The following is a 26,989-nucleotide window of genomic DNA, read 5'->3' as shown; positions in this document are numbered from 1 at the left end:
TTGGCATGGCACGTATTGCACTGATCGGTGGACACGGCAAGGTCGCCCTGGAGCTGGAGCCCCTGCTCACCGCCGCCGGCCACGAGGTCTCGGCGGTGATCCGCAACCCCGAGCACACGGACGAGGTCGCCGCGACCGGCGCCACCCCGGTGGTCGCCGACGTGGAGACCATGGACACCGACGCCCTCACCGACCTGGTCCGCGGGCACGACGTGGTCGTCTGGTCCGCCGGCGCCGGCGGCGGCAACCCCGCCCGCACCCGCGCGGTCGACCAGGACGCCGCGGTCCGCTCGATGGACGCGGCCGTCGCCGCCGGGGTGCCCCGCTACGTGATGGTGTCCTACTTCGGTGCGAGCCCGGACCACGGTGTGCCCGAGGACAACCCGTTCTTCGCGTATGCCGAGGCGAAGGCCGCGGCCGACGAGCACCTGCGCGGCACGGACCTGGCGTGGACCATCCTGGCGCCCAGCGGCCTGACCCTGGACGCGCCGACCGGCTCCATCGAGCTGGGCGGTCCCGGCGTCGAGTCCGGCCAGGTCTCCCGCGCCGACGTGGCGGCGGTGGCCGCCGCCGTGATCGACCGCGACGACCTCGCGGGGACGACCGTGCAGTTCAACAACGGCCCGGTGCCGATCGCCCAGGCCCTGGACTCCCTGGCCGGCTGACGCGCGCGGGCCGACCATCCGGCATACCGTCGGGGTGACGGGTGCCCACCGCAGACGCACGAGAGGAGACACGATGACCGACCTCACTGGCACAAAGGTGGCCTTCCTGCTGACCGACGGGTTCGAGGACAGCGAGCTGACCAGTCCCTGGGACGCGCTGGTGGAGACCGGTGCCGAGCCGGTGCTCATCTCACCGGAGCCCGGCACGCTCACCGGCAAGAAGGGCTACGAGGCGGGGGTCGACCTCGCCGTCGCCGATGCCGACGCCGCCGACTTCGCCGGCCTGGTGCTGCCCGGCGGCGTGGTCAATGGCGACAAGCTCCGGATGGATGCCGACGCTGTGGCGCTGACCAGGGCGTTCTTCGAGCAGGGCAAGCCGGTCGCCGCGATCTGCCACGGTGGCTGGATCCTCACCGATGCCGACGTCCTGCGCGGTCGCCGGCTCACCTCCTACCCGAGCCTGCAGACGGACCTGCGCAACGCCGGTGCGGAGTGGGTCGACGAGGAGGTCGTGGTCGACAACGGCCTGGTGAGCAGCCGCACGCCGGACGACCTACCGGCCTTCAACGCCAAGCTGATCGAGGAGCTCTCCGAGGGCGAGCACGCCGGCCAGACCGCCTGATCAGGGACCCGGTGGATATCCCGGAAACGAACGTTCGGGGTTGAGTTTTCTTTCATGACGGGTACTGTGATTTGTCGTTTGGGGGAACCCCCTTCATTCGATGCCCGCTACCCGATATGAGGAGATCTCGTGGACTTCTGGGACAATTACGACTGGGCGCAGATCCTGCAGAATGTCGTGATCGCAATCCTGATCCTGATCGCGACCTGGGTCCTGGCCCGCGTCGTGAAGTGGGCGATAGGAAAGCTCGTGAGCAAGATCGGTTTCCTGCAGAAGCAGGGTGCCGACGGAGAATCACTGGGTGAGTCACTCGGTCAGATCGGCTCGTTGCTGGTCTGGTTGTTCGGCTTGGTGGCGGTCCTTCAGGTCTTTGCTCTCGATGCGGCCCTGTCGCCCATTCAATCGCTGCTCGACAATGTGATGAGCTATCTGCCGAACATCATCGGAGCGGCATTCGTCTTCTTCATCGGCTTTGTGCTGGCGAAGATTCTCAAGCAGTTGGTGGAGACCGCGCTGCGGGCTGCCAACCTGGAGTCCCTGGCGGCCAAGCTGAGCCCGAACCGGGCGGCGACGGCCGTGGGCGCCGGTGACCCGGTGGCCCAGCCGGCGGCCGACACGGACAACAACCTGGTCCGCAACCTGCCCTCGCTGGTCGGCAACCTGGTCTTCGCGATCGTGCTGATCGTGGTCTCCATCGCGGCGCTGCAGGTGCTGGGCATCCGGTCGATCTCCGACCCCGCCCAGCGGATGCTGACGATCATCCTGGACGCCATCCCGCTGATCATCGCCGCGGCGCTGATCCTGGGCCTGGGCTTCCTGATCGCCAAGTTCGTCGGCGAGCTGCTGGAGAGCACGCTGCGCGGGCTGGGCACCGACCGGGCCGTCGCCAGCCTGGGCATCGCGCCGGAGGGCACCAGCGCCTCCGGGGTGATCACCAAGATCGCGCAGGTCGCCATCATGATCTTCTTCGCGATCATGGCCACCCGGACGCTGAACTTCCCGGAGGTCACCGCGATCCTCAACGAGGTGCTGGAGCTTGGTGGCCGCGTGCTGTTCGGTGGGGCGATCATCGCCGCCGGCTTCCTGGTGGCCAGCCTGCTCTCCCGCGCCGTCGGCAACGGCACGGCGAGCACCATCATCCGCTATGCCACCCTGGTGCTCTTCGTGGCGATGGGCCTGCAGTACATGGGCATCGCCGACTCGATCATCAACCTGGCGTTCGGCTCGCTGGTCGTCGGTGGCGCGCTCGCCGCGGCCCTGGCCTACGGGCTGGGTGGCCGCGACGCCGCCGCGCGCTCGCTCGAGAAGGCGCAGCGCAAGGTGGAGGACGCCCCGAAGGCGGGGGATACCCCCACCGCCTGACCACCACCACAGGACGGCGTCAGGCGCCCGCGGGAAGCTTCCCGCGGGCGCCTGACCCGTCTTGCGGGGCCGTTCGGTGGGGGACTGGCCGGTAGGGCGCCGTCAGTGGGGGACCGGCTCGACGCTTAGGTCGTCTGCCTCGAGGGCGGGGCCCTGCTCCGGGAGGTCGAGGACCTCGGTCGGCACGGCGGGCCGCTCGTCCAGCTTCACGGCGACGACGCCGGCCAGGATGAGGGCGCCGCCGACCAGCTGGACGGGGGCGGGCAGCTCGCTGAGCAGCAGCCACGCCCACAACACCGCGAACATCACCTCGGTCAGGCCCACGAACGAGGCGAGCTTGGAGCCCAGCCGCCGGATGGACATCACGCCGCTGGCGTAGGCGAAGGCGGCCGCGATCACGCCGAGCGCCGCGACGTCGGCCCACCATGGGACCTGCATCCCGGCCAGCTGCACGTCGCCGGTGTTCCAGGTCATCGGCACCACGCCGAGGGCACCGGCCAGGACGAGCACGATCGCCCCGACGCCCAGGCCGCCGGACGCGACGACCAGCGCCGGCAGCCCGTGGCTCTCGTCGGCGGAGACCAGGAAGTAGGTCGCCAGGCCGGTCGCGGCGACCAGGCCCCACAGGACGCCGACCGGATCGACCTGGACCGCGCCGAAGACGTCGAGCATCAGCATCAGCCCGACGATCGAGATGCCCGCACCGAGCACGGTGAGGGGACGGGGCCGCTCCCCGTGCCGCAGCCACAGCCAGCCGACGACCAGGATGATCCCGAGGTACTCCAGCAGCAGCGCGACCGCGACGGAGAGCCGCTCGACGGCGAGGAAGTAGGCCAGCTGACAGCCGGCGACGGCGACCACGCCGAAGACGACGATGCTGGGCCACCCGTGGCGCAGCCGGTGCCACTTGCCGCGCATCATCAGCACCGCCGGCACGAGCATCACCAGCGCCGCGGTGGCCACCCGCCAGGTGACCGCCGCGCCCGGCGACCAGCCGGCCTCCAGGAGCCCCTTGGCGAATGCGCCCGACGTGCCGAATGCCGCGCCCGATGCGAGCGCGAGCAGCAGGCCGCTGACGATCCTGCGGTCCATGTCTTCCTCCTCTGCGGTGCTCCGAGGCCTCGACGCTGAGACGTCATGAGTCAAAGTTCGTTATACTGATGACGATAGCTGGTCACGATATAAGGGGTCAACTTGCTTTTCACCCATGACACCGAGATCGCGCTCCAGGCGGCCGCGGCGCTGGTGAACACCGCGACGGCGCCCGACTCGGTCGACACCCCGGAGGCGCTCGACAGGTTCGTCGAAGAGTGGGGCTGGACCGGGCAGCGCAGGCACGACGACAAGGAACTCCAGCAGGTCCGGCGGCTGCGGCCCCGCCTGCGCGACATCTGGGTCGGCACCGAGCAGGAGATCGTCGACGGCGTCAACGCGCTGCTGGTCGACGCCCGTGCGCTGCCCCAGCTCGTGCGGCACGACCAGTACGACTGGCACCTGCACGCGACCTCCTCGGAGGCCCCGCTGGCCGAGCGGATGGCGGTCGAGGCGGCGATGGCACTGGTGGACGTGGTGCGTGCCGGTGAGATCAGCCGGTTGCGCACGTGCGCGGCGCAGGATTGTGACGACGTCCTGATCGACCTGTCGCGCAACCGGTCCAAGCGCTACTGCGACGGCGGGTGCGGCAACCGGGTGGCGGCCGCGGCCTACCGGGCGCGTCAGCAGGAGGGCACCGGCTCCTGACAGTAGGGGCGGCTCGGCGGTGTGGATGCTGCGGTGACTCCTCCCCGCGTCCGTGGCGTCAGCCGCCGGTCCTACGCTGGGCACCATGACCGAGCCCGTGCACGAGAGCCACCCCACCGACCCCGACTGGCACGCGAGGACGCGTGCGGTCGCGGCGGGACGACCGGCACGGCATACCGGGGCTCCCGTGAACCCGGCCGTCACCTTCACCTCCACCTATATCGCCGACGGCCCGGTCAACTACGCCCGGGTGGGCAACCCGACCTGGACCGCGCTCGAGGAGGCGATCGGCGCGCTCGAGGTCGGTGAGGCGCTGACCTTCGGGTCCGGCATGGCGGCGATTGCCGCGGTGGTCTCGCTGGTGCCCAACGGTGGCACCGTGGTGGCCGCCACGCACGCCTACAACGGCACCACCTCGCTGCTGCGGGAGCGGGCCGCCGACGGTTCGCTCGAGGCGCGGCCTGTCGACATCGCCGACACCGCGGAGGTCGTGGCCGCCCTCGACGGGGCGGACCTGCTGATCATCGAGTCGCCGACCAACCCGATGATGGAGCTGGCCGACATCCCGGCGCTGACGGCCGCCGCGCACGAGCGGGGTGTCCTGGTGGCGTGCGACAACACCTTCGCCACGCCCGTACTGCAGCAGCCGTTGCGCGACGGTGTGGACCTGGTCGTCCACTCGGTCACCAAGTACCTCGCCGGGCACTCCGACGTGCTGCTCGGTGCCGTGGTCACCCCCGCCGACGAGCGGGGCCGCGCGCTGCGTGAGCGGGTGCTGCGGCACCGCACCCTCGCCGGGGCGATCCCCGGCCCGATGGAGGCCTACCTCGCGCTGCGCGGGCTGCGCACGCTGCACGTCCGGATGGAGCGTGCCGCCGGGAACGCGGCCGTCCTGGCCGGCCGGCTGGGCGACCACCCGGCCGTGGAGCGGGTCCGCTACCCCGGCTCCGGGGCGATGCTGGCGATCGAGGTGCGGGGCGGCCCGGAGGCCGCCGAGCGGGTCTCCGCGGGGGTGCGGGTGTGGACCCACTCGACCAGCCTCGGGGGGGTCGAGTCCCAGATCGAGCGGCGCCGCCGCTACGAGCTGGAGGCCGTGACCGTCCCCGAGAACCTGCTGCGCCTGTCCGTGGGGATCGAGCACGTCGAGGACCTGTGGGACGACCTGTCCCGGGCGCTCGACGCCGCCGTCGACGACTAGCGGGTCGCCGCCGGCGTGCGGTGCGCGGGGTCGTAGGTCATCGACAGCAGACCCAGCGCGGCGGCCGCGACCAGCAGGCCCACGTCCCGCAGGGCCACGTCGTAGAAGCCCGGGTAGGTCAGCAGGTTGAGGATGATGCCGCCCAGCCAGGCCGCGACCACCCAGGCCGCCCACCGGGGCCGGATGGCGACCGAGACCGCGGCCACGACCTCGACCACCCCGACGACATACATCGCGGTGCTCGGGGCGAACGGCAGGAGATCGACCATCCACGGGGCCAGGTAGTCCGGCCAGTCGGCGAGCAGGTTGGTGAACTTGTCCAACCCCATGACCAGGGGGAGCGCCACGAATCCGAGGCGCAACAGCCAGAACGCGGCGAGCGCGGGGTCGCGCCGGGTCCGGTCGAGGGCGGCGGACGAGGACGGGGAGGTGGAGAGGGACACGGGGTGCCTCCTTCTATAGACAATGAATCTTGTCTTTAGAGAGTGCTCGCCGTCTGACGGGTTTGTCAAGATCTGTTGGTGTTAGATTGTGGGGATGGATCCGAGCGGTGCCGACCCCGGCGACGACGGCCTCCGCGGGCTGAGTGCCCTGGCCGACCCGGCCCGCCGCCGGCTGTACGACGCGGTGGCTGCACACGACGAACCGGTGGGCCGCGACGCGGCCGCGAGGTCCTGCGGGATCACGCGCACCCTGGCGGCCTACCACCTGGACCGGCTCGTCGAGGCGGGCCTGCTCGAGGTGAGCTACGCCAGGCCGACCGGCGCCGGCGGGCCGGGTGCCGGGCGGCCGGCCAAGCTCTACCGGCGGGTGCGGGAGGACCGGACCGTCTCGATCCCGCCCCGGGACTACGAGTTGCTCGCCGACCTGTTGGCGGGGGCCGTCGGGGCGGAGGCTGGCGGTGAGGTCCGAGCGGCGCTGCTGCGCGCTGCCGCCGCGCAGGGCCGTGCCGCGGCAGGTGCGGACGAGAGCCTGTCCGAGGTGCTCCGGGCCCGGGGGTACGAGCCACAGACGGACGAGCGGGGTGACCTCGTCCTGCGCAACTGCCCCTTCCGCAGGCTCAGCCGTGCCCACACCGAACTCGTATGCGGTCTCAACGAGGCCCTGCTCCAGGGGCTGCTCGAGGGACGTGGGGAGGACCCGGCCCGGGCCGAGCTCCGCCCGCACGACGACCACTGCTGCGTGGTCATTCGCGGCTGACCGGTGGCCGGGTCAGCCCCCCACGACCCGGTAGCCGTAGAGGTCCCGCTGCTCCTCGTTCACCCAGAGGTCCCTGTCGGGACGGTCCGGGTCGGGGATCCGCAGCGTGCGGTTGTGGCTCTCGTCGATGAGCGCCGGCGTGCGCCCGGACCGCTCCACCAGCGGGATGAGCGCCTCGATGTCGCCGGCGTACTCGAACCCCAGCTCCACCCCGACCGTGTCGGCCCGGTGCACCGCGACCAGCCCACCGCCGTCGCAGGTGAGGTCGGTCCAGACGCCGTTGTCGCCGGTGATCCGCTCCCGGATGCCCAGCGTCCCGAGGATCCGGCGGGCCTCCTCGCTCTGCGGGGTGTACCAGATCGGCAGCACCATGAGCGCCGGATCGGCCGGGGCCTCGTCGCGGGCCGTCTCGGCCGGGTCGACGGTGAAGGTCGTGCCGTCCCCGGCGGTCACCGTCCCCGCCCGGCCGTGGGCGGCCTCGCCGACCACCACGGGCGCACCGGCCTCCGCTGCCGAGGCGGCCCACGCGTCCAGGTCGTCGACCTCGAAGCCGAGCGTGGTCAGGCCGTTGGGCCACTCCTCGCTCGCGGCGTGCAGGGCGAGTCGACCCGAGCCCACGGCATACACCGTCCAGCCGTCGGCGTCGCTCACGGTGGTGGCCCCCACTGCGCCGAGCAACTCGCGCCACGCGGGCAGGTCGTCGGTGAAGCGGATGGGTCGTGCGGTGATCATGACTGCTCCTCCAGGTAGGCGCGCAGGACGGACTCGACGAGCGCGGACAGGCTGCTGTCCTCGTCGATGGCACGGTGCTTGATGGCACGGACCAGGTCCGGCGGCAGGTAGACGTTGAACTGGACCTTGGCTTCGGGCATGCCGTGATGCTAGCAAAATAGACCCATGTCGACAAGGACCGGGATGCGGGGCACGCCCGCGGGCGACGTCGCGGGCCGGTGCTGCCAGAATCTGGCTATGACGCTCTATGCCGTGCGCTACCACTACAGCGACGACTCCGACGGACGTGACCAGCACCGCCCCGACCACCGGGCCTTCCTGGGCGGCCTCGCCGACGAGGGGACGCTGGTCGGCAGCGGTCCGCTCGGTGAAGACGGGCCTCCCGGGGCGCTCATCATCGTGCGCGGGGAGGACCAGCAGCGGGTGCTGGAGTTGTTGCGGGAGGACCCGTTCCAGCAGCAGGGCCTGGTCGAGCAGGTCGAGGCCCGGGAGTGGAGCGTCGTGCTCGGCGCCTGGGCCGCCGACGCCTGAGTCGGCTCGTTTCGCTCAGGCCCGCTCGGGCCCGCTCAGTCCGCCGTGACGTAGGTGCCCTGCTCGCCGTGCAGCAGGGCCCGCGCCTCGGCCAGGTTGCCGATGGCGGCGGCGACCGACCGCCCGCCGTTCTCCACGAACCGGCAGACCGCGTCGACCTTGGGGCCCATCGAGCCGGCGGGCAGGTCCAGCTCGCGCAACTCCGAGGGGGTCGTGTGCGCGATCGGCCGGGCGTGGTCGGTGCCGAAGCCCTCCATCACGTTCTCGACGTCGGTGAGCACCAGCAGCCGGTCGGCCTTCAGCCGGCTGGCCAGCAGCGCCGCCGACAGGTCCTTGTCGATGACCGCCTCGACCCCGCGCAGGTCGCCGGTCTCGGTCCGCACCACGGGGACGCCGCCGCCCCCGGCGCACACCACGATGATCGACTCGTCCAGCAGGTGGTCGATCAGCTTGGTCTCGATGATCTCCCGGGGCCGGGGCGAGGGGACCACCCGACGCCAGCCGTCCCCGTCCTGCGCGATCTGCCACCCCTGCCGGTCGGCCATCGCGCGGGCCTCGGCCTCGGCATACACCTCCCCGACGAACTTCGTGGGGTGCTGGAATGCGGGGTCGTCGACCAGCACCAGCGTCTGGTTCAGGATCGAGGCGAACTGGCGGTAGGGGCGCTCGTTGCCCATCGCCTGCAGGATCCAGTAGCCGATCAGCCCCTGCGTCATCGCCCCGAGCGCGTCGAACGGGTAGGACCGGGTCAGCCGCGGGTCGGCGGCGCTCTCCATCGCCAGTACCCCGACCTGCGGGCCGTTGCCGTGCGTGATCACGACCTCGTGCTCGTCGGTGAGGGGCGCCAGTGTCCGGGCGGCGACCCGGATGTTCTGGACCTGGGCCTCCGCGTCGGGCACCTGCCCGCGCTGTAGCAGCGCATTGCCGCCCAGGGCCACCACGATCCGCATCACGCCTCCTCGCCGCCGTCGCCGTTGTCGCTGGCACCGCCGCCGTCGCGCACGCTGCTGGGCCGAGTATGCCGTGCCCGCCCCCGGTCGGAGCGGATCACTCCTGCGCGGCGGCGAGTTCCTGCTCGATGACCTGGGTGAAGACCTCGGCCGGCTGGGCGCCGACGACCGGGGTGGCGTTGACCAGGAAGGTGGGGGTCGAGTTGATCCCCAGCGAGCCGGCCTCGTCCTGGTCGGCCTGGAGCGCGGCCCGTAGCTCCTTGGAGTCCATGTCCTCCTCGAACTTGGCCAGGTCGGGCACGCCGATCTCCTCGGCGAAGCCGATCAGCTTCTCCCGGGGCATGTCGGGGTGCCCGCTGTTCGGGGCGGCCGCGAACACCGCGTCGTGGTACTCCCAGTAGAGGCCCTGCTCCCCGGCGGCACGGGCCGCCAGGGCGGTGGCCTCGGACTCCTCGCCGAACAGCACCCGGTCCCGGAACTCGATCCGCAGCGTCCCGTCGTCGACCAGGTCCTGCAGCTCGGGCTGGACGTCCCGGCCCCAGACCGCGCAGAACGGGCAGCGGTAGTCGGCGTACTCGATCAGCACCACCGGGGCGTCGACGTCCCCCTTGGCCATCGGGTCGTCGGCGTCGCGGCGCTGCAGCGCCAGCACGAACTCCTTCTGCTCCTCGGTCATCTCCCGCTGGCCGGTCGAGGGGGTCTCGGACGCCGTCGCCGACTCCTCACCAGCGGTCGAGTCCTCGGTGGCTGCGTCGCCGCTGGCCCCGTCGTCGGTGGCCGCGCCGTCGGTCGTCCCGGGCTGGCTGCTGTCATCGTCCCCGGTGGCGGCGGTCTCCGACGGGGCGGTGCCCGCCGCGTTGTCGGTCGCTGCCGGAGTCTCGGGTGCGGCCGTGCCGCCGTCCTCGTGGGTGATCGCCGTGTAGATCAGGAACCCGCCCACCACCGCGACCACCATGGTGGCGATCGCCCACATGATGCTGGCCGTCTGGCTCTTGGCTGGTGCCGGCGGCTGGGCGGGGGACTCGGTGCTGGGGGTCTGCGGGCCCGCCGGGTCGTCCCACCCCGGCGGCACCTGACCCGGAGGGGTGCTCACCCGGCCAGCCTACGACGGCGGTGCCGGGGTGCGGCCGCCCCCTCCTGACGGCATACCCCGGGGGTGAGCGGACACGGCCGGGGCGTCGCGGTTGTGGACGGTTCGGGGTGTGCGGCGGACATCGATTACCGTGTCCTCCCGTGAAGGTGAGGGACCCGAGGGGGCAGACGTGGCGCGTGTCGCGCCGGTGGGTGCCGTGGCGCAGGCGGCTCAAGGGCGCGTGGGAGCTGATGCCGAACCTGCCCGGCGGCGACGACCCGATCAGCATGACGCTGACCGTGATCATCCTGATCCTGTGCCTGCCGATCTTCGTCCTGGTGATCGTCTGGGGGCTGGAGTTCCTGGTGCTGCTGCTCCTGCTGCCGTTCGTGGTGCTGGCGCGGAGCGTCTTCGGACACCAGTGGGTGATCGAGGCCCGTAAGGGCTGGACCCCGGTGTGGGAGGAGCCGGCCGGCAACTGGGCGGAGAGCGCTCAGGCCATCCGCGACGTGGCGGCCGCCATCGAGCAGGGCAACACCCCGCCGGCCAACCTCGCCGAGCGCTGACCGGCCAGGCGCGCTCACGCGCCAGCGTCGCTCACCCGTTACGGCCGCTATCCACCAAGGCCGCCCACCGACCCCACCCACCCGCGCCGCTCACCGACTGGTAGACGGTTCGGGCCACTGGTAGCACGGTCGACCATGCCACCAGTGCCCCGAACGTGCTACCAGTGACGGCGCGGTGGGCGCCACGGCCACTGACGGGGCCGGCCGGGTCGCCGACGTCACCCGCGACGGCCTTCCGGTCCGGTGTCAGGATGGGTCCATGCGCGCCTTCTTCGCCGTGCTGCCCCCGAGCTCGGCCCACGAGGACCTGGTGGCCCACCTGCAGCCCCGCCGGGACGCCGACACGGGGCGGGACTGGCGGTGGACCCGGGAGGAGCACCTGCACCTGACACTGGCCTTCCTGCCCGACCTCCCCGACCGGGCGGAGGACCCGCTGGTCGAGTCGGTGTCCGCCTGGGCCGCACGGCAGGAGCCGGCCCCGTTGTCGCTCGGTGGCGCGGGCGCCTTTCCGGACCCGGGCGGGGCGAAGGTCATCTGGATCGGGGTGGACGAAGGGGGTGCCGGGTCGCTGCGGGCCTGGTCACGGTCCCTGCGCGACCACGCGAATCACGCTGGCGCCGAGGTCGACGGGCAGCGGTTCACCCCGCACGTCACGGTGGCCCGCTCCTCCCGGCGTCGACCGGCCGGGCGTTGGGTGCAGGCGCTGGACGCCTACCGCGGCCCACGGTTCGTGGTGGAGGAGATCGTCTTGATCGCCTCCCACCTGGGGCAGGGCGCCGGTGGGTCGCCGCGTTATGAGGTCCGGCACCGCTTCCCGCTCGGCGGTCCGGTCGGGGGCTAGCGGCGCGGGGCCCGGCAGTTGCGTCGCCCGGTCACGCGTCCGGTGGGGGTGGGACGCCGCCCGGTGACGCGTCCGGTGGGGGTGGAACGCCGCCCGGTGAAGCGTCCGGTGGGGGCGGGACGCCGCCCGGTGACGCGTCCGGTCGATCAGGGAGCGCCGCCGTCGCCGTCGTCCGCACCGTCGTCGCCGTCGGGGTCGTCGGTCGGGACGATGACCTCGGTCTGGAGCGGCTGGTCGGGGCCGCAGGTGCGGGGCTCGCCGTCCGGATCGGGCTGCGTGGCGACCTGCTCGCCGTTGAGGACGCTGACGTTGTCGAACTGGGGGCGGCCGGAGACCAGGTTGCGGTAGACGTAGCGGGTCAGCGTCTGCAGCGAGCAGTCCTCCCCGAAGGAAACGATGTCGAAGGCGTAGGGGACGCCGACCAGCTCACCGGCCGTCTCCGGGTCCTCGTCCTGCGGCACCTGGAAGTGGTTGACCAGGCCGCCGCCGGTGAACGAGCCCATGGTGATCTGGTTGCCCTTCAGCGCGGCCGTGTGCATGTGCCCGTTGACCTTGATGCCGGCGGAGGGCAGGTCCTCCAGGGCGAACGGCTGGTGGGAGACCAGGATGTCCGGCAGCGGCCAACCGCGGGTGCCCTCGGCAAACGCCTCGCCGGCCTCCCGGGCCTGCTCCTTGAAGTCGTCGTTCACCTCGGCGAAGTGCCGCCAGTCGTTGAACCCGCTCATCCGGATCCCGTTGACCTGCGCCTCGACAAACGTCCCGGCGGTGGGCTCGAGCAGGATGACGTTGGGGATCTCGGCCATCCGGGCCAGCACCGCCTCGTCGGTGGGGCTGGTGGCGTCGTGGTTTCCGCGGACGAAGATGTAGGGGACCCCGAGGTCCTCGATCGCCGAGAAGAGCCCGGCCATCTCGCCCTCGCGGGGCCGCCCGAAGTTCACCAGGTCGCCGGTGTCGATCACGGCGGTGATGTCCTCGTCCTCGATGATCCGCTCCATCAGCGGGTAGTAGTTCATCCCGTGGATGTCCGAGACCAGCAGGAAGCGCGCCGCGGCCGGCCGGAAGGCGTCCGGGTTCACGAACTCCTGGTGCAGCGCGTCGGAGAGCGCCAACAGGTTCTGCACGTAGGGCGTGGCCTGCTGGGCCTGTCCGCGGATGTCGGTGAACATGCCGCTGCCGCCGCGCACCGTCGAGAGCAGCGAGGTGGTGGTGAACGCCGCGTAGGTGCTGGTCCGGTAGGTCATCAGGGCGCCGATCCCGGGCACCAGCGTGGCGACGATGACGGCGGCCGCGACGGCCTCCGCCGGCCGCCACCAGGAGTGGCTGTCCTTGCGCGGCCGCCCCAGGAACCACAGGCCGACCAGCAGCAGGTTGGTGCCGAGGACGCCACCGACGAACTTCCAGCCCAGCTCGGTCAGCCCGTCCCGCATCACCGTCCGGAGCTCCTCCTGGTCGGGGGTCAGCTCGTCGATGTCGACCGCGCCGCTGGTGAACAGCTCGGTGATCTCCTCCCGCACCTGCACCCGGCCCTCGATCCCGGGCGCCGGGGTCGGTCCGTGGAACTCCAGGTCGATGTCGCCGAACACCGTCGGCAGGTGCACCGTCGAGTTGTTGGACCACGACGGGGAGATCCGTACCGACGCCTCGAAGTGCTGGGTCTGCAGCGTGATCGGCCACAGACTGGTCGTCGCGAGCCCGCCGACGTACCCCACCAGGGCCAGCACCAGCACCGTCACCGTGTAGCGCAGGGCACGGCCGAGGGCCCTGCGCTCCCTCGGCCGAGTGGTGGGTTCCGCCACGGGGGTTTCCACATCGGACATCGCTCTGCGATCTTATGCGGAACCCGGCGAACAGGCAGACCGGTCGACCGACGAGGAGAGCGCGTGGACGCGGACGTGATCGTGGTGGGGGCCGGCCTGGCCGGTCTCGTGGCGACGGCCGAGCTGGTCGAGGCGGGACGCCGGGTCGTGCTGGTGGACCAGGAGTCGGCCGAGCACCTCGGCGGACAGGCGTGGTGGTCCTTCGGCGGGATCTTCCTCGTCGACAGCCCGGAGCAGCGCCGGATGGGCATCCACGACAGCCTGGACCTGGCTTGGCAGGACTGGTCCGGCAGCGCCGGCTTCGACCGGTTGGAGGGCCCGCACGCGGAGGACGAATGGGGCAGCCGCTGGGCGCGGGCGTATGTCGAGTGGGCCGCGGGCGAGAAGCGTGCCTGGCTGCACGGGAAGGGGATCAGGTTCTTCCCGGTGGTCGGCTGGGCCGAGCGCGGCGACGGGACCGCCACCGGCCACGGCAACTCGGTGCCACGCTTCCACATCACCTGGGGGACCGGCCCGGGGGTGGTCGCCCCCTTCGAGGCGGTATGCCGTGCCGCTGAGTCCGAGGGTCGGCTCACCGTGCTGGGGCGGCACAAGGTGACCGGTCTGGTCACCACCGACGGGGCCGTCTCCGGGGTCCGCGGCGACCGGCTGGCGGCCGACGGGGCAGGCCGCGCCGTCGCCAGCACGCGCAGCGTGGTCGGTGAGTTCGAGCTGTCCGCGGGGGCGGTGGTGGTCACGTCCGGCGGGGTCGGGGCCAACCTGGACCTGATCCGGGAGTACTGGCCGGACCGTCTGGGCGCCCCGCCGGAGGACCTGGTGGTCGGTGTCCCGGCGTTCGTGGACGGCTCGATGCTGCCGATCAGCGAGGCCGCCGGCGCCCGGGTCGTCAACCGGGACCGGATGTGGCACTACACCGAGGGCATCGCCAACCACAGCCCGGTCTGGCCGGCGCACGGCATACGGATCCTGCCGGGCCCGTCGTCGCTGTGGCTGGACGCGGACGGCCACCGCTTGCCCGCGCCGTGCTACCCCGGCTTCGACACGCTCGGCACGCTCGCCCACCTGCGCGCGACCGGGCACGACCACTCCTGGTTCGTGCTGACCCAGAAGGTGATCGAGAAGGAGTTCGCGCTGTCCGGGTCGGAGCAGAATCCCGACCTCACCGGCAAGAGCGTGAAGCAGGTCCTCGGCCGGGTGCGCAAGGGGGCGCCCGGCCCGGTGCAGCGCTTCCTCGACGACGGGGAGGACTTCGTCAGTGCCGGGACGGTGCCCGAGCTGGTGGCCGCGATGAACGCGCTGGTCGGGCAGGACCGGATCGACCCGGCCCGGCTGCAGGGCATGCTCGAGGCGCGCGACCGGGAGCTGGCCAACCCCTTCGGCAAGGACGCGCAGCTGGCGGCGATCCGGGCGGCGCGCGCCTACCGCGGCGACAAGCTGATCCGCACCGCCCCGCCGCACGCCTTCCTCGACCCCGACAACGGGCCGCTCATCGCGGTGCGGCTGCGCACCCTGACCCGCAAGACCCTCGGTGGCATCCAGACCGACCTGGACTCCCGGGCGCTCGACTCCGACGGCTCACCCGTCCCGGGGCTGTATGCCGCGGGCGAGGTCGCCGGGTTCGGCGGCGGAGGGGTGCACGGCTACAACTCGCTGGAGGGCACCTTCCTCGGCGGGTGCCTGTTCTCCGGTCGTGCGGCGGGCCGGGCCGCCGCGGGTTCCTAGCCGCCGGCGAGGTCGGCGAAGCGCTCCAGCAGGTGCGGCCAGTCGGTGAACTTTTCCCGGCTGCCGGCGTTGTCGGTCGTCCAGCCCCCGTGCTCGAAGTCCACGACGCAGCCGGTCGCCGTGGGCTCGAAGCGGACGCCGACGGCGCTGGGATGCTCGGGGTCCTGGGCCAGGGTGAAGGTCTGGGCATAGGCCCGCCCGGGCTCCCACAGCGTCACCGTGCCCCACCGGTAGGGGGCCGCCGACGTGGACGTCATGGTGACCTGCCCGCCGACCCACGGCTCGATGTCGGCCCCCGTGAACGAGTCCGGGTCGGGACTGTAGGCCGGGTCCCACCACCGGCCGATCCGCCCGGTGAACACCCCGAAGGCGTGCGCCGAGGAGCAGCCCAGCTCGAGCCGGTGCCGGATCGGTGCCGGCCCGTCCGGCGGCTGGTGGAAGGTCAGCCGGTTGTCGAACGGGTCCTGCACGGTGAGGGTCAGGCCCCAGTCCTGCTGCTCGACGCGCGGGTGGCCCCCAGCGGCTTCCTCGGGCTGGCGACCCTGCAACTCGGCGTGCAGCGCCCGCACGTCCCGCACCGTGAAGAGCACCGCGCCGGCCGGGCTGGCGTCGCCGACGTGTTCGCTGAGGTGGAGCTTCGCTCCGCCGCGGGAGAGCTGGGTGTACAACGGGAGGTCCGGGGCGAACCGGTGCTCCCAGTCCTGCCGGAAGCCCAGGTAGTCGCGGTAGAAGGTCAGGGCGCGGTCCGGGTCGGAGATCCGCAGGACCGGGACGGATTCCTCGGGGTCGCTCCCGGGGCTGTTCCTGGGGTTGCTCCTGGGGCGCTGCTCGTCGGCCGGCTCCCCGGCGGCTGTCTGCGTCACCATGTCGCCATTGTCCGCCCCTGCCGGGCCCGGATGTGATTGGCTGACCTCCATGGCACGCGGCCGCCCCCACGGGGCCCGACTGGCCGCGGGGGCACTGGCCGCCGCGGTGCTCCTGGCTGCCTGCAGCGGTGAGGACGACGGGCTGACCACCGTCACCACCACCGACCAGGCGGGCAACACGGTCGTGGTCACCTCGACGGTGGAACCAACGACCGAGGGGCCGGGGGAGCAGGTCGCGCCCACGGAGGCGCCGGCCGACCCGGTGGCCACCACGCTGCCCGTGCCGGGGGAGTCCGGTGCGGGCCCCGGGGACGACGTGACGACGACCGCACCGCCCGAGCACGCGGTACTGACCAACGTCTCGGTCCTCGTGCCGGCCGGGTGGACCGTCCAGGACCTCGGGGAGGCGGAGGCCGCCGAGCCCGTCGCCGGCCAGGTCGCGCCGCACCGGTGGTGCCTCACCCCGGGGTATGCCGTGCCGCCCGTCGACGACTGCGCGGGGGTGCTCGTCGCGGTCGGGGGCGACTGGTTGCCGGGCGCCGACGGCCAGCCGTACGAGCCTGGTCAGGTCGACGGCTGGCGGTGGGGGACCGAGCAGCTGCTCTGCCCGTTCGACCCGGAGGCCGACCCGGAGGCGGAGGAGCCCAACACGGTCGTGGCCGACGCCGAGGGCGCCCCGCTGACGACGACGGAGACCGAGGTCAACCAGCTGCCCGCGGTCTACGAGACCTGGCGGGTCCGGTGCACCGCCACCGAGGACGCCTTCACCCCCCAGGTCTGGCACGTCCCCGAGCTCAACGTCCTGGTCAAGGACTACTTCGGGCAGGCGGACACGGGGCAGATCCTGGACGGGCTCACCGGGGACTGACGTGGACCTGGAGACGCTGCGGCGCAGGCTGGGCACGGCTGCCCTCTCGGCATTCCGGGTGCTGCCCGGCCGGGTCAAGCGTGCCCTGGTCCGGACCGGGACGCCCAACTACACGGTCGGCGCGGTCTGTGTGCTGGAGCACGACGGCGAGGTGCTGTTCCTGTCGCAGCCGCACCGCCGCGGGTGGAGCCTGCCCGGGGGTCTGCTGGACCGCGGCGAGACCCCGGCGCAGGCGGTGGTCCGCGAGGTGCGGGAGGAGGTCGGCCTCGTCATCGACCCGGGCGACCCCCTCGTGACGGGAGTCCACCAGCGCACCCAGAGTGTCGACGTGGTGTTCCGGGTCCGGTTGACGCAACGCCCCCGGTTGCGCCTGGCGCACGAGGCCCGGCGGGCCCGGTGGTGGACGCCGGCACAGCTGCGCGGTGCCGACCTGGAGACCCGGCAGATCCTGGCGCTGGTCCGGTCCGCGCAGGGACCGGCCCGTGAGGGTCGGCTCCTCGGCGACGCCGACTGACCCCTCTTTTGGTAGAGGATTCCGGGGGTGGTGTGGTTACTGTGGTCGGGAGAGGGAAGGGGTCATCCATGGCACGCAGCACCGTGCTCACCCGCGTCGCCGTCGGAGCACTGGCCGCGGCGCTGACGCTGACCGCGTGCAGCGACGACGGCGGCGGCGACGGCGGGACCGGTTCGGGATCGACGAACGGGGGGTCCGACGCCCCTGCGGACACCGGCGCGAGGGCGACCGGGGACGGCTCCTCGGGCACCGGGGCCCCGCCGGCCGACGACGCACAGACCACCACCGAGCCCCCCGCGCAGGCCCTGGAGCTGCCCCGGGGCGGCACCGAGTTCTTCCCCGAGTACCGCCTGTTCGGCTACTCCGGCGCCCCGGGCTCGGAGGGGCTGGGCCGCCTCGGCATCGGCGACCTGGACGAGCGGGTCGTGGAGTTGGAGGAGCGCGGCGAGGAGTTCGCCGACGACCGCGAGGTCATGCCGGTCCTGGAACTGATCGCGACCGTCGTCCACGGGACGCCCGGGCAGGACGGCATGTTCCGCACCCACCTGCCCGACGAGGTCGTCCAGGACCACCTCGACGCGGCCCGACGGCACGACGGCATCCTGCTGCTCAACATCCAGCCCGGCCGGGCCGACTTCGTCGACGAGCTGAAGTACTGGGAGAAGTGGCTCGAGGAGCCCGATGTCGGTGTGGCCCTCGACCCGGAGTGGGCGGTCGAGGAGGGTCAGATCCCCGGCAACGTCTACGGCCGGACCACCGGCGCCGAGCTCGACGAGTGCGCCGCCTTCCTGTCCGACATCGTGCAGGAGCACGGCCTGCCCGAGAAGGTCATGGTCTACCACCAGGTGCACACCTCGGTGGTGCAGGACGAACAGGACCTCGAGGCGCACGAGGGGGTGGCCATCATCAAGTCCGTCGACGGCATCGGTCCCCCCGGCGACAAGATCGCCACCTACAACCTGGTCAACGAGAACAAGCCCGAGCACGTGGTCCCCGGCTTCAAGCTCTTCTACGAGGAGGACGCCGAGTGGGGCCCCCTGATGACCGCCGAGGAGGTCCTGGCCCTGGATCCCGAGCCGGAGTACATCCTGTTCGAGTGACCACGTCGCACTGAACCTGGCAGCTCGCCAGTGGCCGTGGTTGCCCCGGACCCGCCGTCGCCACGGCGCAGCCCCCCCGGCCACGCCACCACTGGTAGCACGTTCGGGGCACTGGTGGCATGGTCGAGCGTGCTACCAGTGCCCCTAGCCGTCTACCAGTGAGTGAGTGGCGTTGGTCGGTGAGCGTCGCTGGCGGGTAGGTGGCCCTGGTGGGTGAGCGTCGCTAGTGGCGTCGGCGCCCGTGCCAGTCGCCGTGGCTGCACACCGCCCCGTCACCGGTAGCACGTTCGGGGCACTGGTGGCATGGTCGAGCGTGCTACCAGTGCCCCTAGCCGTCTACCAGTGGGTGGGGGCGGCGAAACCTCAGAGGTCCAGGCGGTGGCTCAGGGGGCTGCGCGTGCCCGGAGGCCAGGTAGTGCTTCAGAGGTACTGGCCGGTGGGGCCGGCGTCCTCGTCATCGCCGGCCGGTCGGCCAGTACCCGGCATCCCGGGGAACTGGCCGGGGACGGCCTGCCCGGGCACTAGCTGCTGGCCCCCGGGCAGCGCGCGGCGCATCTGCTGGAGTTGCTGCTGGGCCGCCATCTGCTGGGCCACGATCGCGGTCTGGATGCCGTGGAAGAGTCCCTCCAGCCAACCCACCAGCTGGGCCTGGGCGATCCGCAGCTCGGCCTCGCTCGGTGCCTCCTCGGTGAGCGGGAGGGTGATCCGCTCGAGTTCCTCGACCAGTTCCTGGGAGAGCCCCTGCTCGAGCTCGGTGATCGAGCGCCGGTGGATCTCGGCGAGCCGCTGGCGCCCCGCGTCGTCCAGGGGCGCGCTCTTCACCTCGTCCAGCAGCTGCTTGATCATCGTGCCCAGCCGCATCACCTTGGCGGGCTGCTCGACCATCTCGGCGGGGTTGTGCCGGCGGCGTCCGTCCCCGTCGCCCCCGGCGGCAGCACCGTCGGCTCCCTCGGGAGGCGACGCCTCGGCCACACCCATCCCGTCGGGGGTGACCACGACCACCCGGCCGCCGCCACCCTCCTGGGTCTGGTCCGCCTGCCCCTGGTCCTGCGGCGCCCCGCCCTGCCCGGACTCCTCGTGCTCGGGTGCGCCGTCCTGCTGCTCCGGTCGATCAGTCATCTGCCCATCCTCCCAACTCATCGCACATCGAGCAGGATCTTGCCGATGTGGCTGCTCTCCTCCATCAGCCGGTGCGCGTCCGCGGCGCGGTCCAGCGGGAACCGTTCGTGGATGATCGGTCGCACCCGGCCGTCCTCGACCAGCGGCCAGACGTGCTCCCGCACCGCCGCGACGATGGTCGCCTTCTCGGCCGCGGGCCGCGCCCGCAGGGTGGTTCCGATGATCGCCGCGCGCTTGGCGAGCAACTGCCCGATGTTCAGCTCCGCCTTGGTGCCGCCCTGCAGCCCGATCACCACCATCCGGCCGTTGACCGCCAGCGTCTCGACGTTGCGGGCCAGGTACTTGGCGCCGATGCTGTCCAGGATGACGTCCGCGCCGTGCCCTTCGGTCGCCACCCGGACCTGCTCGACGAAGTCCTCCTCGCGGTAGTTGATCCCGACCTCGGCCCCCAGCTCGGCGCAGAACGCCAGCTTCTCCGGGGTCCCGGCCGTCACCACGACGTGGGCCCCGACCTCGCGGCCGAGCTGGATGGCCATGGTGCCGATCCCGCTGGAGCCGCCGTGCACCAGGAGCACCTCGCCGGGCTGCAGGTTCGCGGTCAGGAAGACGTTGCTCCACACCGTGCAGGCCACCTCGGGCAGCGCGGCCGCGTCCCGCACGTCGATCCCGGTCGGCACCGGGAGGACCTGGCCGGCGGGCACGGCGACCTGCTCGGCATACCCGCCGCCGGTGAGGAGCGCGCAGACCGGGTCCCCGACGCTCCAGCCGGTCACCTCCTCACCCAGCGCGGCGACCGTGCCACTGACCTCCAGGCCGGGCAGCGGCGAGCCGCCCTCGGGCACCCGGTAGTGGCCCTGCCGCTGCAGGACGTCCGCGCGGTTCACCCCCGCCGTGACGACGTCGATCAGCAGCTCGCCGGGGCCCGCGGCGGGGGCCTCGACCTCGGCGGGGACCAACGCTTCGGGTCCCCCGAACTCGGGAAGGGTGATGGCGCGCATGCCCCCGACCCTACGAGCCCCCGGACGCCCGCCGCGAGGCGCCCGGGGTCCGCCGGGCCGGTATCAGAAGCCGCGGCCGGTCCCTCTCACCTTCTGTCCGACAGGACGGCGGAGACCGCGAGAACAGCTCGTGCGCCGTCGGACGGAAGGGAACATCATGAACGACAACGACCTCATCGAGACCGAGACAGCAGCCTCGGGTGAACTGGCCGGGCTCAGCGATGCGCTGGGTGCGGCCCGGGAGAAGTTCCTGGGCCGGGCCAATGTCGTCGGCGTCGGCCTCGGGCACAAGATCACCGACGGCCAGATGTCCGACACCCCCAGTGTGATGGTGATGGTCAGCCAGAAGCTGCCGGAGGGCCTGCTCGACAGCAGCGACAAGGTGACCAAGACGATTGAGAGCAAGCCCACCGACGTGCTCGAGGTGGGACACCTCCTCGCCGGCAGGGGCGCGCAGGCCGAACCGCTCGAGGCGGTCGACGCGCAGACACTCGCCAAGCGGGTGCGTCCGGTGCGGCCGGGCTACAGCGTCGGACACCCCAAGGTCACCGCGGGCACCATCGGGGCCGGCTGCTACGACCTGTCCCCGCTGCCCGGGGTGCCGCCGCGCTACTACATCCTGTCCAACAACCACGTGCTCGCCAACAGCAACGACGCGAGCATCGGCGACCCGGTGTACCAGCCGGGTATCTACGACGGTGGTGGCGCCGCCGACGCGATCGGCCGGCTGGCCCGCTACGTCCCGATCACCTTCGACGGGTCCTGCAACTACGTCGACGCGGCGATCGCCGAGGTGCCCTTCGACACGATCGACCGGGACATCTACTGGACCGGCCACCCGACGACGGCCGCCGCCCCGGCGTCCGTCGGGCAGTACCTGAAGAAGACCGGGCGCACCACCCACTTCACGACCGGTCAGGTAACCGCCGTGAACGCGACGGTCAACGTCGGGTACGGCGCGGGCAAGGTGGCCAAGTTCTGCAACCAGATCGTCACCACCAACATGTCCGCCGGCGGCGACAGCGGGTCGCTGGTGCTGGACTGGGAGAACCAGCCCGTCGGGCTGCTCTTCGCCGGGTCGTCGGTGGCGACCATCCTCAACCCGATCGCGACGGTGCAGCTGGCGCTGAAGGTCCGCGTCTGGCCGTGACCGGAGACCGGCCGGTGATCCGCCCCCGTCAGTCGGTGGGCGGCACCGGTCGGCCGGCGGCGGGCGGCTCGTCCTCGTCGAGGGCGAGCACCGGGTCGCTGGTCACCACCCTGACCGGTATGCCGTGCAGCTGCGTCGGGAGCTCGGGTGCCGGTGTGCCGGCATAGACCAGGACGCACGGGTCCCCGGCGTCGGTCGCTCCCAGCCCGACGGCGGACACCCGGTCCTGGCCGCCCACCCAGCCGCTGGCCTCGGCCAGCGCCGCGTGCACCGCGGCGTCCTGCGGGTCGTCCGCGGCGCCGGGGGTATCGGTTGCGCCGGAGGCATCGGGGGCGGTGAGACCGTCGTCGTAGCCGTCGGCGGGGCCGGTGTCGCTCACCCTCGCAGGATAGTCCTCGGCGGCGGACCCTGTCGCCGTCTGCGGCTCGGTGAACGAGGCCAGGAACTCCACCAGCATCCGGGCGCTCTGCTCCCGGGGCAGCGCCTCGATCAGGGCCAGCACCGCGGTCAGGTCGAGCTCGCCCTCCTCCCGCGCGGCACGCGCCAGTTCCGCCGGATCGGGCACGCCCTGCGCGGGACCCGCGGCCCCGGACCCGTCCGCACGACCCGAGGCCCGTCCGCGCACCTCGTCGGCGCCCGCGACCAGTGCGTCCGTCAGCTCCGTCAGCAGACCCTCGGTGACCGGGGTGACCGTCAGGTGGGTGGAGCGGGGCAGCGTGCTGCCGTCGGACTGGGCGAGCGCCGGTTGGCCCTGCAGCACGAACCCCCGTGCGCCGACGGCCGCGGCCCACAGGTGTGGGTCCACCCGGTTCGCCGGGTCGACCGAGTCGTCGGAGACCACGGCCAGCAGCGGTCCCACCGGGTCACCCAGCACCCGCAGTCCGCGCAGCCCGGAGAGCACCGTGCGCACCGCCGCCGTGGCCGCCTGCACCCGCCGGGTCAGCTCGACATACCCCTGGGTGCCGAGCGCGGTGGTGACCGCCCAGGCCGCGGCCAGCGACGTGGCGGAGCGGGAGCCGAGCACGGTGGGGTTCACCACCGGGTAGCCCGGCCAGTCGGTCAGCGCGAAGTAGCGCGCCCGGTCCAGCGCGCGGTCGGCGAAGAGCAGCAGCGAGGCGCCCTTCGGGGCGTAGCCGTACTTGTGCAGGTCCGCGGAGATGCTGGTCACGCCCGGGACGCGGAAGTCCCACGCCGGCACGGGCGCCCCGCCGGCCGCCTCCCAGAACGGCAGCACCAGCCCGCCGATGCAGGCGTCCACGTGGCACGGGATGCCGGCCCGCACCGCGGCCGCCGCCACCTCGGCCACCGGGTCGGGGACGCCGTGCGGGTAGGCGGGTGCGCTGACCACCACGAGCGCCGTCGCGGTGTCGAACCTCGCGGTCAGGGCGCTCGCCGGCAGCGTGCCTGTGGTCGGGTCGACCGGGACCACGTCGAGGTCCAGGCCCAGGTAGTGGGCCGCCTTGTGGAAGGCGGCGTGCGCGGTCGAGGGCAGCACGATCGTCGGTCGCGTGCCCGGCGGGGCGGCGTCCGGGCGCGCCGCCCACACGTCCCGGGCGGCCTTGACCGCCAGCAGGCAACTCTCGGTGCCGCCCGAGGTCACCGACCCGATGGCGTCCGGGCCGTGCAGGATCTCCCGGCCGAAGGCGACCAGGTCTCCCTCCAGCAGCGCGACCGAGGGGAAGGCCGTCGGGTCCAACCCGTTGACGGACTGCACCTCCCGGGCCGCCCGGGCGGCGAGTTCGTCCAGCGCGGCGAGCCCGCTGTCGTAGACGTAGGACAGCACCCGCCCGCCGTGGGTGGGGGCGTCGTGCGCCCGGTAGGCGGCGAGCCGGGCGAGGACCGCCTCGTGGTCGGTCGGGTCGGACGTCATGCGGGATCCTCCACGGGGACGGGGGCGAGGGCCGGCTCGCGGTAGCGGCGCAGCACGACCAGGCTCGCGACGGTGAGCAGGGCGGGCGCCAGCGAGAAGCTCACCACGATGGCGGTCAACGCGGCACCCGGCTGGGCGAGCACGGTGTCGGACGTGCTGGAGCGGAACCCGGTCAGGCCGAGCAGCGCCAGCACGACGGCCGGCCCCGCGGCGAGGCCGGCGGTCTCAGCCGCCGTCCACAGCCCGCTCATCGACCCGCCGCGGGCCCGACCCGCCGCACTGATCACGTCGGGCAGCATCGCCAGCGGGAAGAGCTGCATCCCGGCATACGCCACGCCGGCGAGGCAGACCGGGAGGTAGAGCCACGGGCCGGGCACCCAGACCAGCGCGACCAGGGCCGTGGTGGCGACGGCGAACAGGACCGAGGAGAGCGCGAGCGCGCGGGGCTTGCCGTGGCGACCGGCATACCGGGTCCACCAGGGCATGACCACGAGGGCGGGGCCGACCAGCGCGAGGAACAGGAAGGTCAGGGCCGACTGCCGGCCGAGGGTGTAGGTCGCGACGTACTGGGCGGCGGCGAGCATGACGCCGGTCGCCAGGGCCTGGAGGACGAAGACGGTCAACAACACCCGGTATGCCGGCACCTCCCGGAGCGCGGCGAACCCTTCCCGGTAGCCGCGGAGGGCGGAGGGGACCGACCCGTCGGTCGTGGTGGGGACCGGGCGGTGGCCGCGCACCCCGACGACCGTGCCGAGCATCCCCGCGCAGAGCAGCGCGGTGACGACCACGCCCATCACCAGGTAGCCGGTGCTCCCGCCGCCCGCGGCGTCGCGCAGGCCCGGGCCGCCCGCCCCGACCAGCAGGATCGCCAGGGCGAGGACCGCGATCCGCCAGCCCATCAACCGGGTCCGCTCCTGGTAGCTGTCGGTCAGGTCCGCCGGCAGGGCGATGTAGGGCACCTGGAACAGGCTGAACGAGGTGGTGGCGAGGACGAAGCAGACCACGACCCAGCCACCGGCGGCGGCCGGGGCCAGGCCGGCAGGGACCGCGAACATCCCGACGAACCCGACCGGCAGGGTGATCGCGCCGATCGTCATCAGGCGAGACCTGGTGCCGCGCTGCTGGGCCTCCCGGTCGCTCAGCGCCCCGACCGCCGGGTCGATCAGCACGTCCCAGACCTTCGGGACGACCACCACCATGGTGGCCAGCAGGGCCGGCACGGCGAGGGTGTCGGTCAGGTAGTAGGCCAGCACGAGCCCCGGCAGCGTGCCGAACCCACCCGTGCCGACGCTGCCCGCCGCGTACCCGGCGACGGCGCGGCGCGGGATGCGCTGCGTCACGGTCCGGGCCATGGGCGGCAGACTAGCCCGCGGGTGGGTGCCGGCGGTCTCCCGAGTTGCGCCACATATAGTGAACTGGAGTATTGCCTAAATCCCGCGACCTGATCCAGGAGTTCTCCGTGCCCCCACAGCAGCGCAAGCCCCGCCGGCAGACCGTCCTCGAGGTGGTTGCCGTCGAACGGCTCGCCCCGCACCTGGTCCGCATCGTGGCCGGCGGTCCCAACTTCGCCGACTACGAGGACAACGAGCACACGGACAAGTACGTCAAGATGCTCTTCGCCGACCCGGCCCTGGGGTTGACGCCGCCCTACGACCTGGACGCGCTGCGGGATCAGCTGACGCCGGAGCAGATGCCGAGCCGCCGCACCTACACGGTGCGCTGGGTGGACACCGAGGCGCAGCAGCTGGCGATCGACTTCGTCACCCACGGCGACGAGGGGATCGCCGGCCCGTGGGCCGAGCGGGCCCAGGTCGGCGACCCGGTCGTCTTCAACGGACCCGGCGGTGGGTACACCCCGGACCCCGAGGCCGACTGGCACCTGCTCGCGGGCGACGACGCGGCGCTGCCGGCCATCGCGGCCGCCCTGGAGGCGCTGCCCCGCGACGCGGTCGGCTCCGTGGTCCTGGAGGTCGACTCCACAGCCGACCACGTGGAGCTGGACGCCCCCGAGGGGGTCGACGTGACCTGGCTGCACCGGGAGGGTGCGGTGCCCGGCACGACCACCCTGCTGGCCGACGGGCTGCGCGCCGTCCCGTGGCGGGAGGGTCGCGTGCACGTCTTCGCGCACGGGGAGCGGGAAGCGATGAAGTCGTTGCGGGACTACCTGTTTGGCGAGCGGGAGCTGGAGCGCTCGCAGGTGTCGCTGTCCGGCTACTGGGCCTACGGCCGCACCGAGGACCGGTTCCAGGCGGAGAAGCGCGAGCCGATCGGGCAGATCCTGCCGGCCTGACCACGCGGCGGGCAGGGCCGATCCCTACCGGTCGGTACCAACAGGTTGTCCACAGCCGCTGTGGACAACCTGGCCCTCGGTGTGGACGGCGCGGCGTTCCTGGGGACGACACGCCGGACGCGGCCCAACTCGCCCGGGTTTTCTTCCTCCGCGGGGTTGCGCCGACCCGCTCTTTGGACGTAGGCATGTCCTTGCGCCTCCGCACCGTCGGGGGCGCGACGTGGACGGAGACAACGATCCTTCGGCGGGTCTCCCGCCAGACAGTTCGGTGACGCGGCTGTCCGGATCGGCCCTCACTGATCACGTCGACCGGAGCGTCACACTTCCCGGTCTCGAAAGGCCCTCGACACTCATACTGTCGGGGGCCTTTCACCCGTCCAGGGACCGGATCATCCGCCCAGCCGCCGGGTGAGTTCTCCCGCACACCACTGGGCCGCCTCGACCAGGCGGGCCCGGCGCGCCGCGTCCACCTCGTCCGCCGGATAGGTGAGGGCGATCCCTGCTACGGGGTGGCCGGTGTGGTCGAGGGCGGCCGCGGCCACCGAGGCGAGGCCCTCGGTCACCGTGCCCTCCTCCGAGGCGTAGCCGGCCGCCCGGACCTCCACCAGCCGCCGCCGCAGCGCGCTCAACGAGGTCACGCCCTGCCCGCCCCGCTGCACGAAGGCCTCCGCGGCCGGGAACAGGGCCCGGACCTGGGCCGCGGGGAGCCGGGCCAGGATGGCCAGGCCGCTCGCCGTGAGGGTCGCCGGCAGGCGCACCCCGACATCCGTGACGAGCGAGGGGCGCCCGGCCACCCGTTCCTCGATGACGTAGAGGACGTCGCGCCCGTGCAGCACCACGAGGTGGCAGTTGTGGCCGGTGCGGTCGGCGAGCCGGCTCAGCAGGGGTCGGGCCAGGCGCTGCATCGGCTCCTGCCGCGAGTATGCCGAGCCGAGTTCGTAGACCGCCACGCCCAGCCCGTAGCGCCGCTCCTCGGGCAGGTGCACCACGAACCCCTGGTCCACCAGCTCGCCGAGCAGGCGGTAGGTGCTCGAGCGGGGCAGGCCGAGCTGCCGGGCGATGGCGGCCGCGGGCAGCGGGCCGGCGTGCCGCGCCAGCAGCTTCAGGACCGCGAGGGCGTGGCCCGCGGCGGGGGCGGTCGCCACGGTTACCCCGGTCCGTGTCCGGTTCGCTGGGGCCGAGTGGGTTGCTGCTCG

General features: G+C 72.6%; 28 protein-coding genes. 15 read left to right on the top strand and 13 right to left on the bottom strand.

From position 1 onward, the window contains the following. Positions 1-5: 5 nt before the first annotated feature. From FB467_RS01080 to FB467_RS01070, 3 genes are all read left to right on the top strand, one after another. Positions 6-665, top strand: a complete 660-nt coding sequence (locus tag FB467_RS01080; protein WP_141783444.1) for an NAD(P)-dependent oxidoreductase — start codon at positions 6-8, stop codon at positions 663-665. A gap of 73 nt (positions 666-738) precedes the next feature. Further along, positions 739-1,287 (top strand): type 1 glutamine amidotransferase domain-containing protein, encoded by a 549-nt coding sequence (locus FB467_RS01075; RefSeq protein WP_141783443.1) that lies wholly within the window; start codon positions 739-741, stop codon positions 1,285-1,287. A 129-nt stretch (positions 1,288-1,416) separates the two neighbouring features. Continuing rightward, a complete protein-coding gene (locus tag FB467_RS01070; protein WP_141783442.1) occupies positions 1,417-2,649 on the top strand; it encodes a mechanosensitive ion channel in 1,233 nt (410 codons plus the stop codon). A gap of 102 nt (positions 2,650-2,751) precedes the next feature. Here the strand turns inward: FB467_RS01070 and FB467_RS01065 are convergent, their stop codons facing one another. Next, on the bottom strand, positions 2,752-3,741 hold the full coding sequence (locus FB467_RS01065; protein WP_141783441.1) for an EamA family transporter: 990 nt from the start codon (positions 3,739-3,741) through the stop codon (positions 2,752-2,754). A 102-nt stretch (positions 3,742-3,843) separates the two neighbouring features. Here FB467_RS01065 and FB467_RS01060 point away from each other — a divergent pair, with 102 nt between their 5' ends. After that, the gene (locus FB467_RS01060) at positions 3,844-4,389 is read left to right on the top strand and encodes a CGNR zinc finger domain-containing protein (protein ID WP_141783440.1); all 546 of its coding nucleotides are present in this window, start codon (positions 3,844-3,846) and stop codon (positions 4,387-4,389) included. 85 nt (positions 4,390-4,474) lie between these two features. Next, positions 4,475-5,587, top strand: a complete 1,113-nt coding sequence (locus FB467_RS01055; RefSeq protein WP_141783439.1) for a trans-sulfuration enzyme family protein — start codon at positions 4,475-4,477, stop codon at positions 5,585-5,587. Here FB467_RS01055 and FB467_RS01050 read toward each other — a convergent pair. Next, positions 5,584-6,030, bottom strand: a complete 447-nt coding sequence (locus FB467_RS01050) for a hypothetical protein (protein ID WP_194288333.1) — start codon at positions 6,028-6,030, stop codon at positions 5,584-5,586. The genes FB467_RS01055 and FB467_RS01050 overlap by 4 nt on opposite strands. A 94-nt stretch (positions 6,031-6,124) precedes the next feature. On the opposite strand from FB467_RS01050, the gene FB467_RS01045 reads away from it, so the two are divergent. Then, positions 6,125-6,787, top strand: coding sequence for a helix-turn-helix transcriptional regulator (locus FB467_RS01045; RefSeq protein WP_141783438.1), 663 nt, complete (start codon positions 6,125-6,127; stop codon positions 6,785-6,787). Positions 6,788-6,799: 12 nt separating this feature from the next. Here FB467_RS01045 and FB467_RS01040 read toward each other — a convergent pair whose 3' ends face one another. Both FB467_RS01040 and FB467_RS01035 read right to left on the bottom strand, forming a co-directional pair. Then, the gene (locus FB467_RS01040; protein WP_141783437.1) at positions 6,800-7,519 is read right to left on the bottom strand and encodes a hypothetical protein; all 720 of its coding nucleotides are present in this window, start codon (positions 7,517-7,519) and stop codon (positions 6,800-6,802) included. Then, entirely contained in the window at positions 7,516-7,659 is a 144-nt protein-coding gene (locus FB467_RS01035) for a ribbon-helix-helix domain-containing protein (RefSeq protein WP_141783436.1), read from the bottom strand. The genes FB467_RS01040 and FB467_RS01035 overlap by 4 nt, the downstream gene beginning before the upstream one ends. Positions 7,660-7,756: 97 nt before the next feature. On the opposite strand from FB467_RS01035, the gene FB467_RS01030 reads away from it, so the two are divergent. Beyond that, positions 7,757-8,050, top strand: coding sequence for a YciI family protein (locus tag FB467_RS01030; protein WP_141783435.1), 294 nt, complete (start codon positions 7,757-7,759; stop codon positions 8,048-8,050). Positions 8,051-8,085: 35 nt separating this feature from the next. Here FB467_RS01030 and FB467_RS01025 read toward each other — a convergent pair whose 3' ends face one another. Together FB467_RS01025 and FB467_RS18845 are read right to left on the bottom strand one after the other, a co-directional pair. Then, positions 8,086-9,000 (bottom strand): carbamate kinase, encoded by a 915-nt coding sequence (locus tag FB467_RS01025; protein ID WP_141783434.1) that lies wholly within the window; start codon positions 8,998-9,000, stop codon positions 8,086-8,088. A gap of 97 nt (positions 9,001-9,097) precedes the next feature. Next, entirely contained in the window at positions 9,098-10,093 is a 996-nt protein-coding gene (locus FB467_RS18845) for a thioredoxin domain-containing protein (RefSeq protein ID WP_228393297.1), read from the bottom strand. Between the two features lie 176 nt (positions 10,094-10,269). Between FB467_RS18845 and FB467_RS01015 the strand changes: the two genes are divergently transcribed. After that, complete coding sequence (locus FB467_RS01015; RefSeq protein WP_141783433.1) at positions 10,270-10,638, top strand: hypothetical protein; 369 nt, start codon at positions 10,270-10,272, stop codon at positions 10,636-10,638. A 259-nt stretch (positions 10,639-10,897) separates the two neighbouring features. Then, positions 10,898-11,479, top strand: coding sequence for an RNA 2',3'-cyclic phosphodiesterase (gene thpR / locus FB467_RS01010; protein WP_141783432.1), 582 nt, complete (start codon positions 10,898-10,900; stop codon positions 11,477-11,479). Between the two features lie 146 nt (positions 11,480-11,625). Here the strand turns inward: thpR and FB467_RS01005 are convergent, their stop codons facing one another. After that, positions 11,626-13,296: a metallophosphoesterase family protein gene (locus FB467_RS01005; RefSeq protein WP_141783431.1), complete on the bottom strand. Its 1,671-nt coding sequence runs from the start codon at positions 13,294-13,296 to the stop codon at positions 11,626-11,628. A 63-nt stretch (positions 13,297-13,359) separates the two neighbouring features. On the opposite strand from FB467_RS01005, the gene FB467_RS01000 reads away from it, so the two are divergent. Beyond that, entirely contained in the window at positions 13,360-15,018 is a 1,659-nt protein-coding gene (locus tag FB467_RS01000) for an FAD-binding dehydrogenase (protein ID WP_141783430.1), read from the top strand. Here the strand turns inward: FB467_RS01000 and FB467_RS18380 are convergent. Continuing rightward, complete coding sequence (locus FB467_RS18380; protein WP_153390260.1) at positions 15,015-15,884, bottom strand: glyoxalase superfamily protein; 870 nt, start codon at positions 15,882-15,884, stop codon at positions 15,015-15,017. The genes FB467_RS01000 and FB467_RS18380 overlap by 4 nt on opposite strands. Positions 15,885-15,933: 49 nt before the next feature. Here FB467_RS18380 and FB467_RS00990 point away from each other — a divergent pair, with 49 nt between their 5' ends. The 3 genes from FB467_RS00990 (at position 15,934) to FB467_RS00980 (ending at position 18,366) form a co-directional block, all read left to right on the top strand. After that, positions 15,934-16,752, top strand: a complete 819-nt coding sequence (locus tag FB467_RS00990; protein ID WP_141783429.1) for a hypothetical protein — start codon at positions 15,934-15,936, stop codon at positions 16,750-16,752. Position 16,753: 1 nt separating this feature from the next. Next, complete coding sequence (locus FB467_RS00985; protein WP_141783428.1) at positions 16,754-17,266, top strand: NUDIX hydrolase; 513 nt, start codon at positions 16,754-16,756, stop codon at positions 17,264-17,266. A gap of 68 nt (positions 17,267-17,334) precedes the next feature. Beyond that, positions 17,335-18,366, top strand: a complete 1,032-nt coding sequence (locus tag FB467_RS00980) for a hypothetical protein (RefSeq protein WP_141783427.1) — start codon at positions 17,335-17,337, stop codon at positions 18,364-18,366. 420 nt (positions 18,367-18,786) lie between these two features. Here FB467_RS00980 and FB467_RS00975 read toward each other — a convergent pair whose 3' ends face one another. Continuing rightward, a complete protein-coding gene (locus FB467_RS00975) occupies positions 18,787-19,485 on the bottom strand; it encodes a proteasome activator (RefSeq protein ID WP_141783426.1) in 699 nt (232 codons plus the stop codon). A gap of 17 nt (positions 19,486-19,502) precedes the next feature. Further along, a complete protein-coding gene (locus FB467_RS00970; RefSeq protein WP_141783425.1) occupies positions 19,503-20,483 on the bottom strand; it encodes an NAD(P)H-quinone oxidoreductase in 981 nt (326 codons plus the stop codon). A 157-nt stretch (positions 20,484-20,640) separates the two neighbouring features. Between FB467_RS00970 and FB467_RS00965 the strand changes: the two genes are divergently transcribed. Further along, a complete protein-coding gene (locus tag FB467_RS00965; RefSeq protein ID WP_141783424.1) occupies positions 20,641-21,633 on the top strand; it encodes a chymotrypsin family serine protease in 993 nt (330 codons plus the stop codon). A 28-nt stretch (positions 21,634-21,661) separates the two neighbouring features. Here the strand turns inward: FB467_RS00965 and FB467_RS00960 are convergent, their stop codons facing one another. Together FB467_RS00960 and FB467_RS00955 are read right to left on the bottom strand one after the other, a co-directional pair. Then, positions 21,662-23,503 carry a pyridoxal phosphate-dependent decarboxylase family protein gene (locus tag FB467_RS00960; RefSeq protein WP_228393298.1) on the bottom strand — a complete coding sequence of 614 codons (1,842 nt, stop codon included), beginning with the start codon at positions 23,501-23,503 and terminating at the stop codon, positions 21,662-21,664. After that, on the bottom strand, positions 23,500-24,855 hold the full coding sequence (locus tag FB467_RS00955) for an MFS transporter (protein ID WP_141783423.1): 1,356 nt from the start codon (positions 24,853-24,855) through the stop codon (positions 23,500-23,502). Before FB467_RS00955 ends, FB467_RS00960 begins: the two co-directional genes overlap by 4 nt. A 107-nt stretch (positions 24,856-24,962) precedes the next feature. On the opposite strand from FB467_RS00955, the gene FB467_RS00950 reads away from it, so the two are divergent. Further along, positions 24,963-25,793, top strand: a complete 831-nt coding sequence (locus FB467_RS00950) for a siderophore-interacting protein (protein WP_228393299.1) — start codon at positions 24,963-24,965, stop codon at positions 25,791-25,793. A gap of 389 nt (positions 25,794-26,182) precedes the next feature. Here FB467_RS00950 and FB467_RS00945 read toward each other — a convergent pair whose 3' ends face one another. Then, a complete protein-coding gene (locus tag FB467_RS00945) occupies positions 26,183-26,938 on the bottom strand; it encodes an IclR family transcriptional regulator (protein WP_141783422.1) in 756 nt (251 codons plus the stop codon). Positions 26,939-26,989 lie beyond the last annotated feature (51 nt).

Source organism: Ornithinicoccus hortensis, from assembly GCF_006716185.1.
Lineage (GTDB): Bacteria > Actinomycetota > Actinomycetes > Actinomycetales > Dermatophilaceae > Ornithinicoccus > Ornithinicoccus hortensis.
This window is presented reverse-complemented; position numbering and strand designations above follow the sequence as displayed.

What these genes read in the sequence shown, in the direction of transcription:
- FB467_RS01035 (WP_141783436.1), bottom strand. Translation starts at nt 7,659, where the DNA reads ATGCCCGAAGCCAAGGTCCAGTTCAACGTCTACCTGCCGCCGGACCTG.
- thpR (WP_141783432.1), top strand. Translation starts at nt 10,898, where the DNA reads ATGCGCGCCTTCTTCGCCGTGCTGCCCCCGAGCTCGGCCCACGAGGAC.
- FB467_RS18380 (WP_153390260.1), bottom strand. Translation starts at nt 15,884, where the DNA reads ATGGTGACGCAGACAGCCGCCGGGGAGCCGGCCGACGAGCAGCGCCCC.
- FB467_RS00990 (WP_141783429.1), top strand. Translation starts at nt 15,934, where the DNA reads ATGGCACGCGGCCGCCCCCACGGGGCCCGACTGGCCGCGGGGGCACTG.
- FB467_RS01075 (WP_141783443.1), top strand. Translation starts at nt 739, where the DNA reads ATGACCGACCTCACTGGCACAAAGGTGGCCTTCCTGCTGACCGACGGG.
- FB467_RS01045 (WP_141783438.1), top strand. Translation starts at nt 6,125, where the DNA reads ATGGATCCGAGCGGTGCCGACCCCGGCGACGACGGCCTCCGCGGGCTG.
- FB467_RS01055 (WP_141783439.1), top strand. Translation starts at nt 4,475, where the DNA reads ATGACCGAGCCCGTGCACGAGAGCCACCCCACCGACCCCGACTGGCAC.
- FB467_RS01030 (WP_141783435.1), top strand. Translation starts at nt 7,757, where the DNA reads ATGACGCTCTATGCCGTGCGCTACCACTACAGCGACGACTCCGACGGA.
- FB467_RS00980 (WP_141783427.1), top strand. Translation starts at nt 17,335, where the DNA reads ATGGCACGCAGCACCGTGCTCACCCGCGTCGCCGTCGGAGCACTGGCC.
- FB467_RS01065 (WP_141783441.1), bottom strand. Translation starts at nt 3,741, where the DNA reads ATGGACCGCAGGATCGTCAGCGGCCTGCTGCTCGCGCTCGCATCGGGC.
- FB467_RS00955 (WP_141783423.1), bottom strand. Translation starts at nt 24,855, where the DNA reads ATGGCCCGGACCGTGACGCAGCGCATCCCGCGCCGCGCCGTCGCCGGG.
- FB467_RS00960 (WP_228393298.1), bottom strand. Translation starts at nt 23,503, where the DNA reads ATGACGTCCGACCCGACCGACCACGAGGCGGTCCTCGCCCGGCTCGCC.
- FB467_RS01040 (WP_141783437.1), bottom strand. Translation starts at nt 7,519, where the DNA reads ATGATCACCGCACGACCCATCCGCTTCACCGACGACCTGCCCGCGTGG.
- FB467_RS00975 (WP_141783426.1), bottom strand. Translation starts at nt 19,485, where the DNA reads ATGACTGATCGACCGGAGCAGCAGGACGGCGCACCCGAGCACGAGGAG.
- FB467_RS00970 (WP_141783425.1), bottom strand. Translation starts at nt 20,483, where the DNA reads ATGCGCGCCATCACCCTTCCCGAGTTCGGGGGACCCGAAGCGTTGGTC.
- FB467_RS01005 (WP_141783431.1), bottom strand. Translation starts at nt 13,296, where the DNA reads ATGTCCGATGTGGAAACCCCCGTGGCGGAACCCACCACTCGGCCGAGG.
- FB467_RS01080 (WP_141783444.1), top strand. Translation starts at nt 6, where the DNA reads ATGGCACGTATTGCACTGATCGGTGGACACGGCAAGGTCGCCCTGGAG.
- FB467_RS00965 (WP_141783424.1), top strand. Translation starts at nt 20,641, where the DNA reads ATGAACGACAACGACCTCATCGAGACCGAGACAGCAGCCTCGGGTGAA.
- FB467_RS01025 (WP_141783434.1), bottom strand. Translation starts at nt 9,000, where the DNA reads ATGCGGATCGTGGTGGCCCTGGGCGGCAATGCGCTGCTACAGCGCGGG.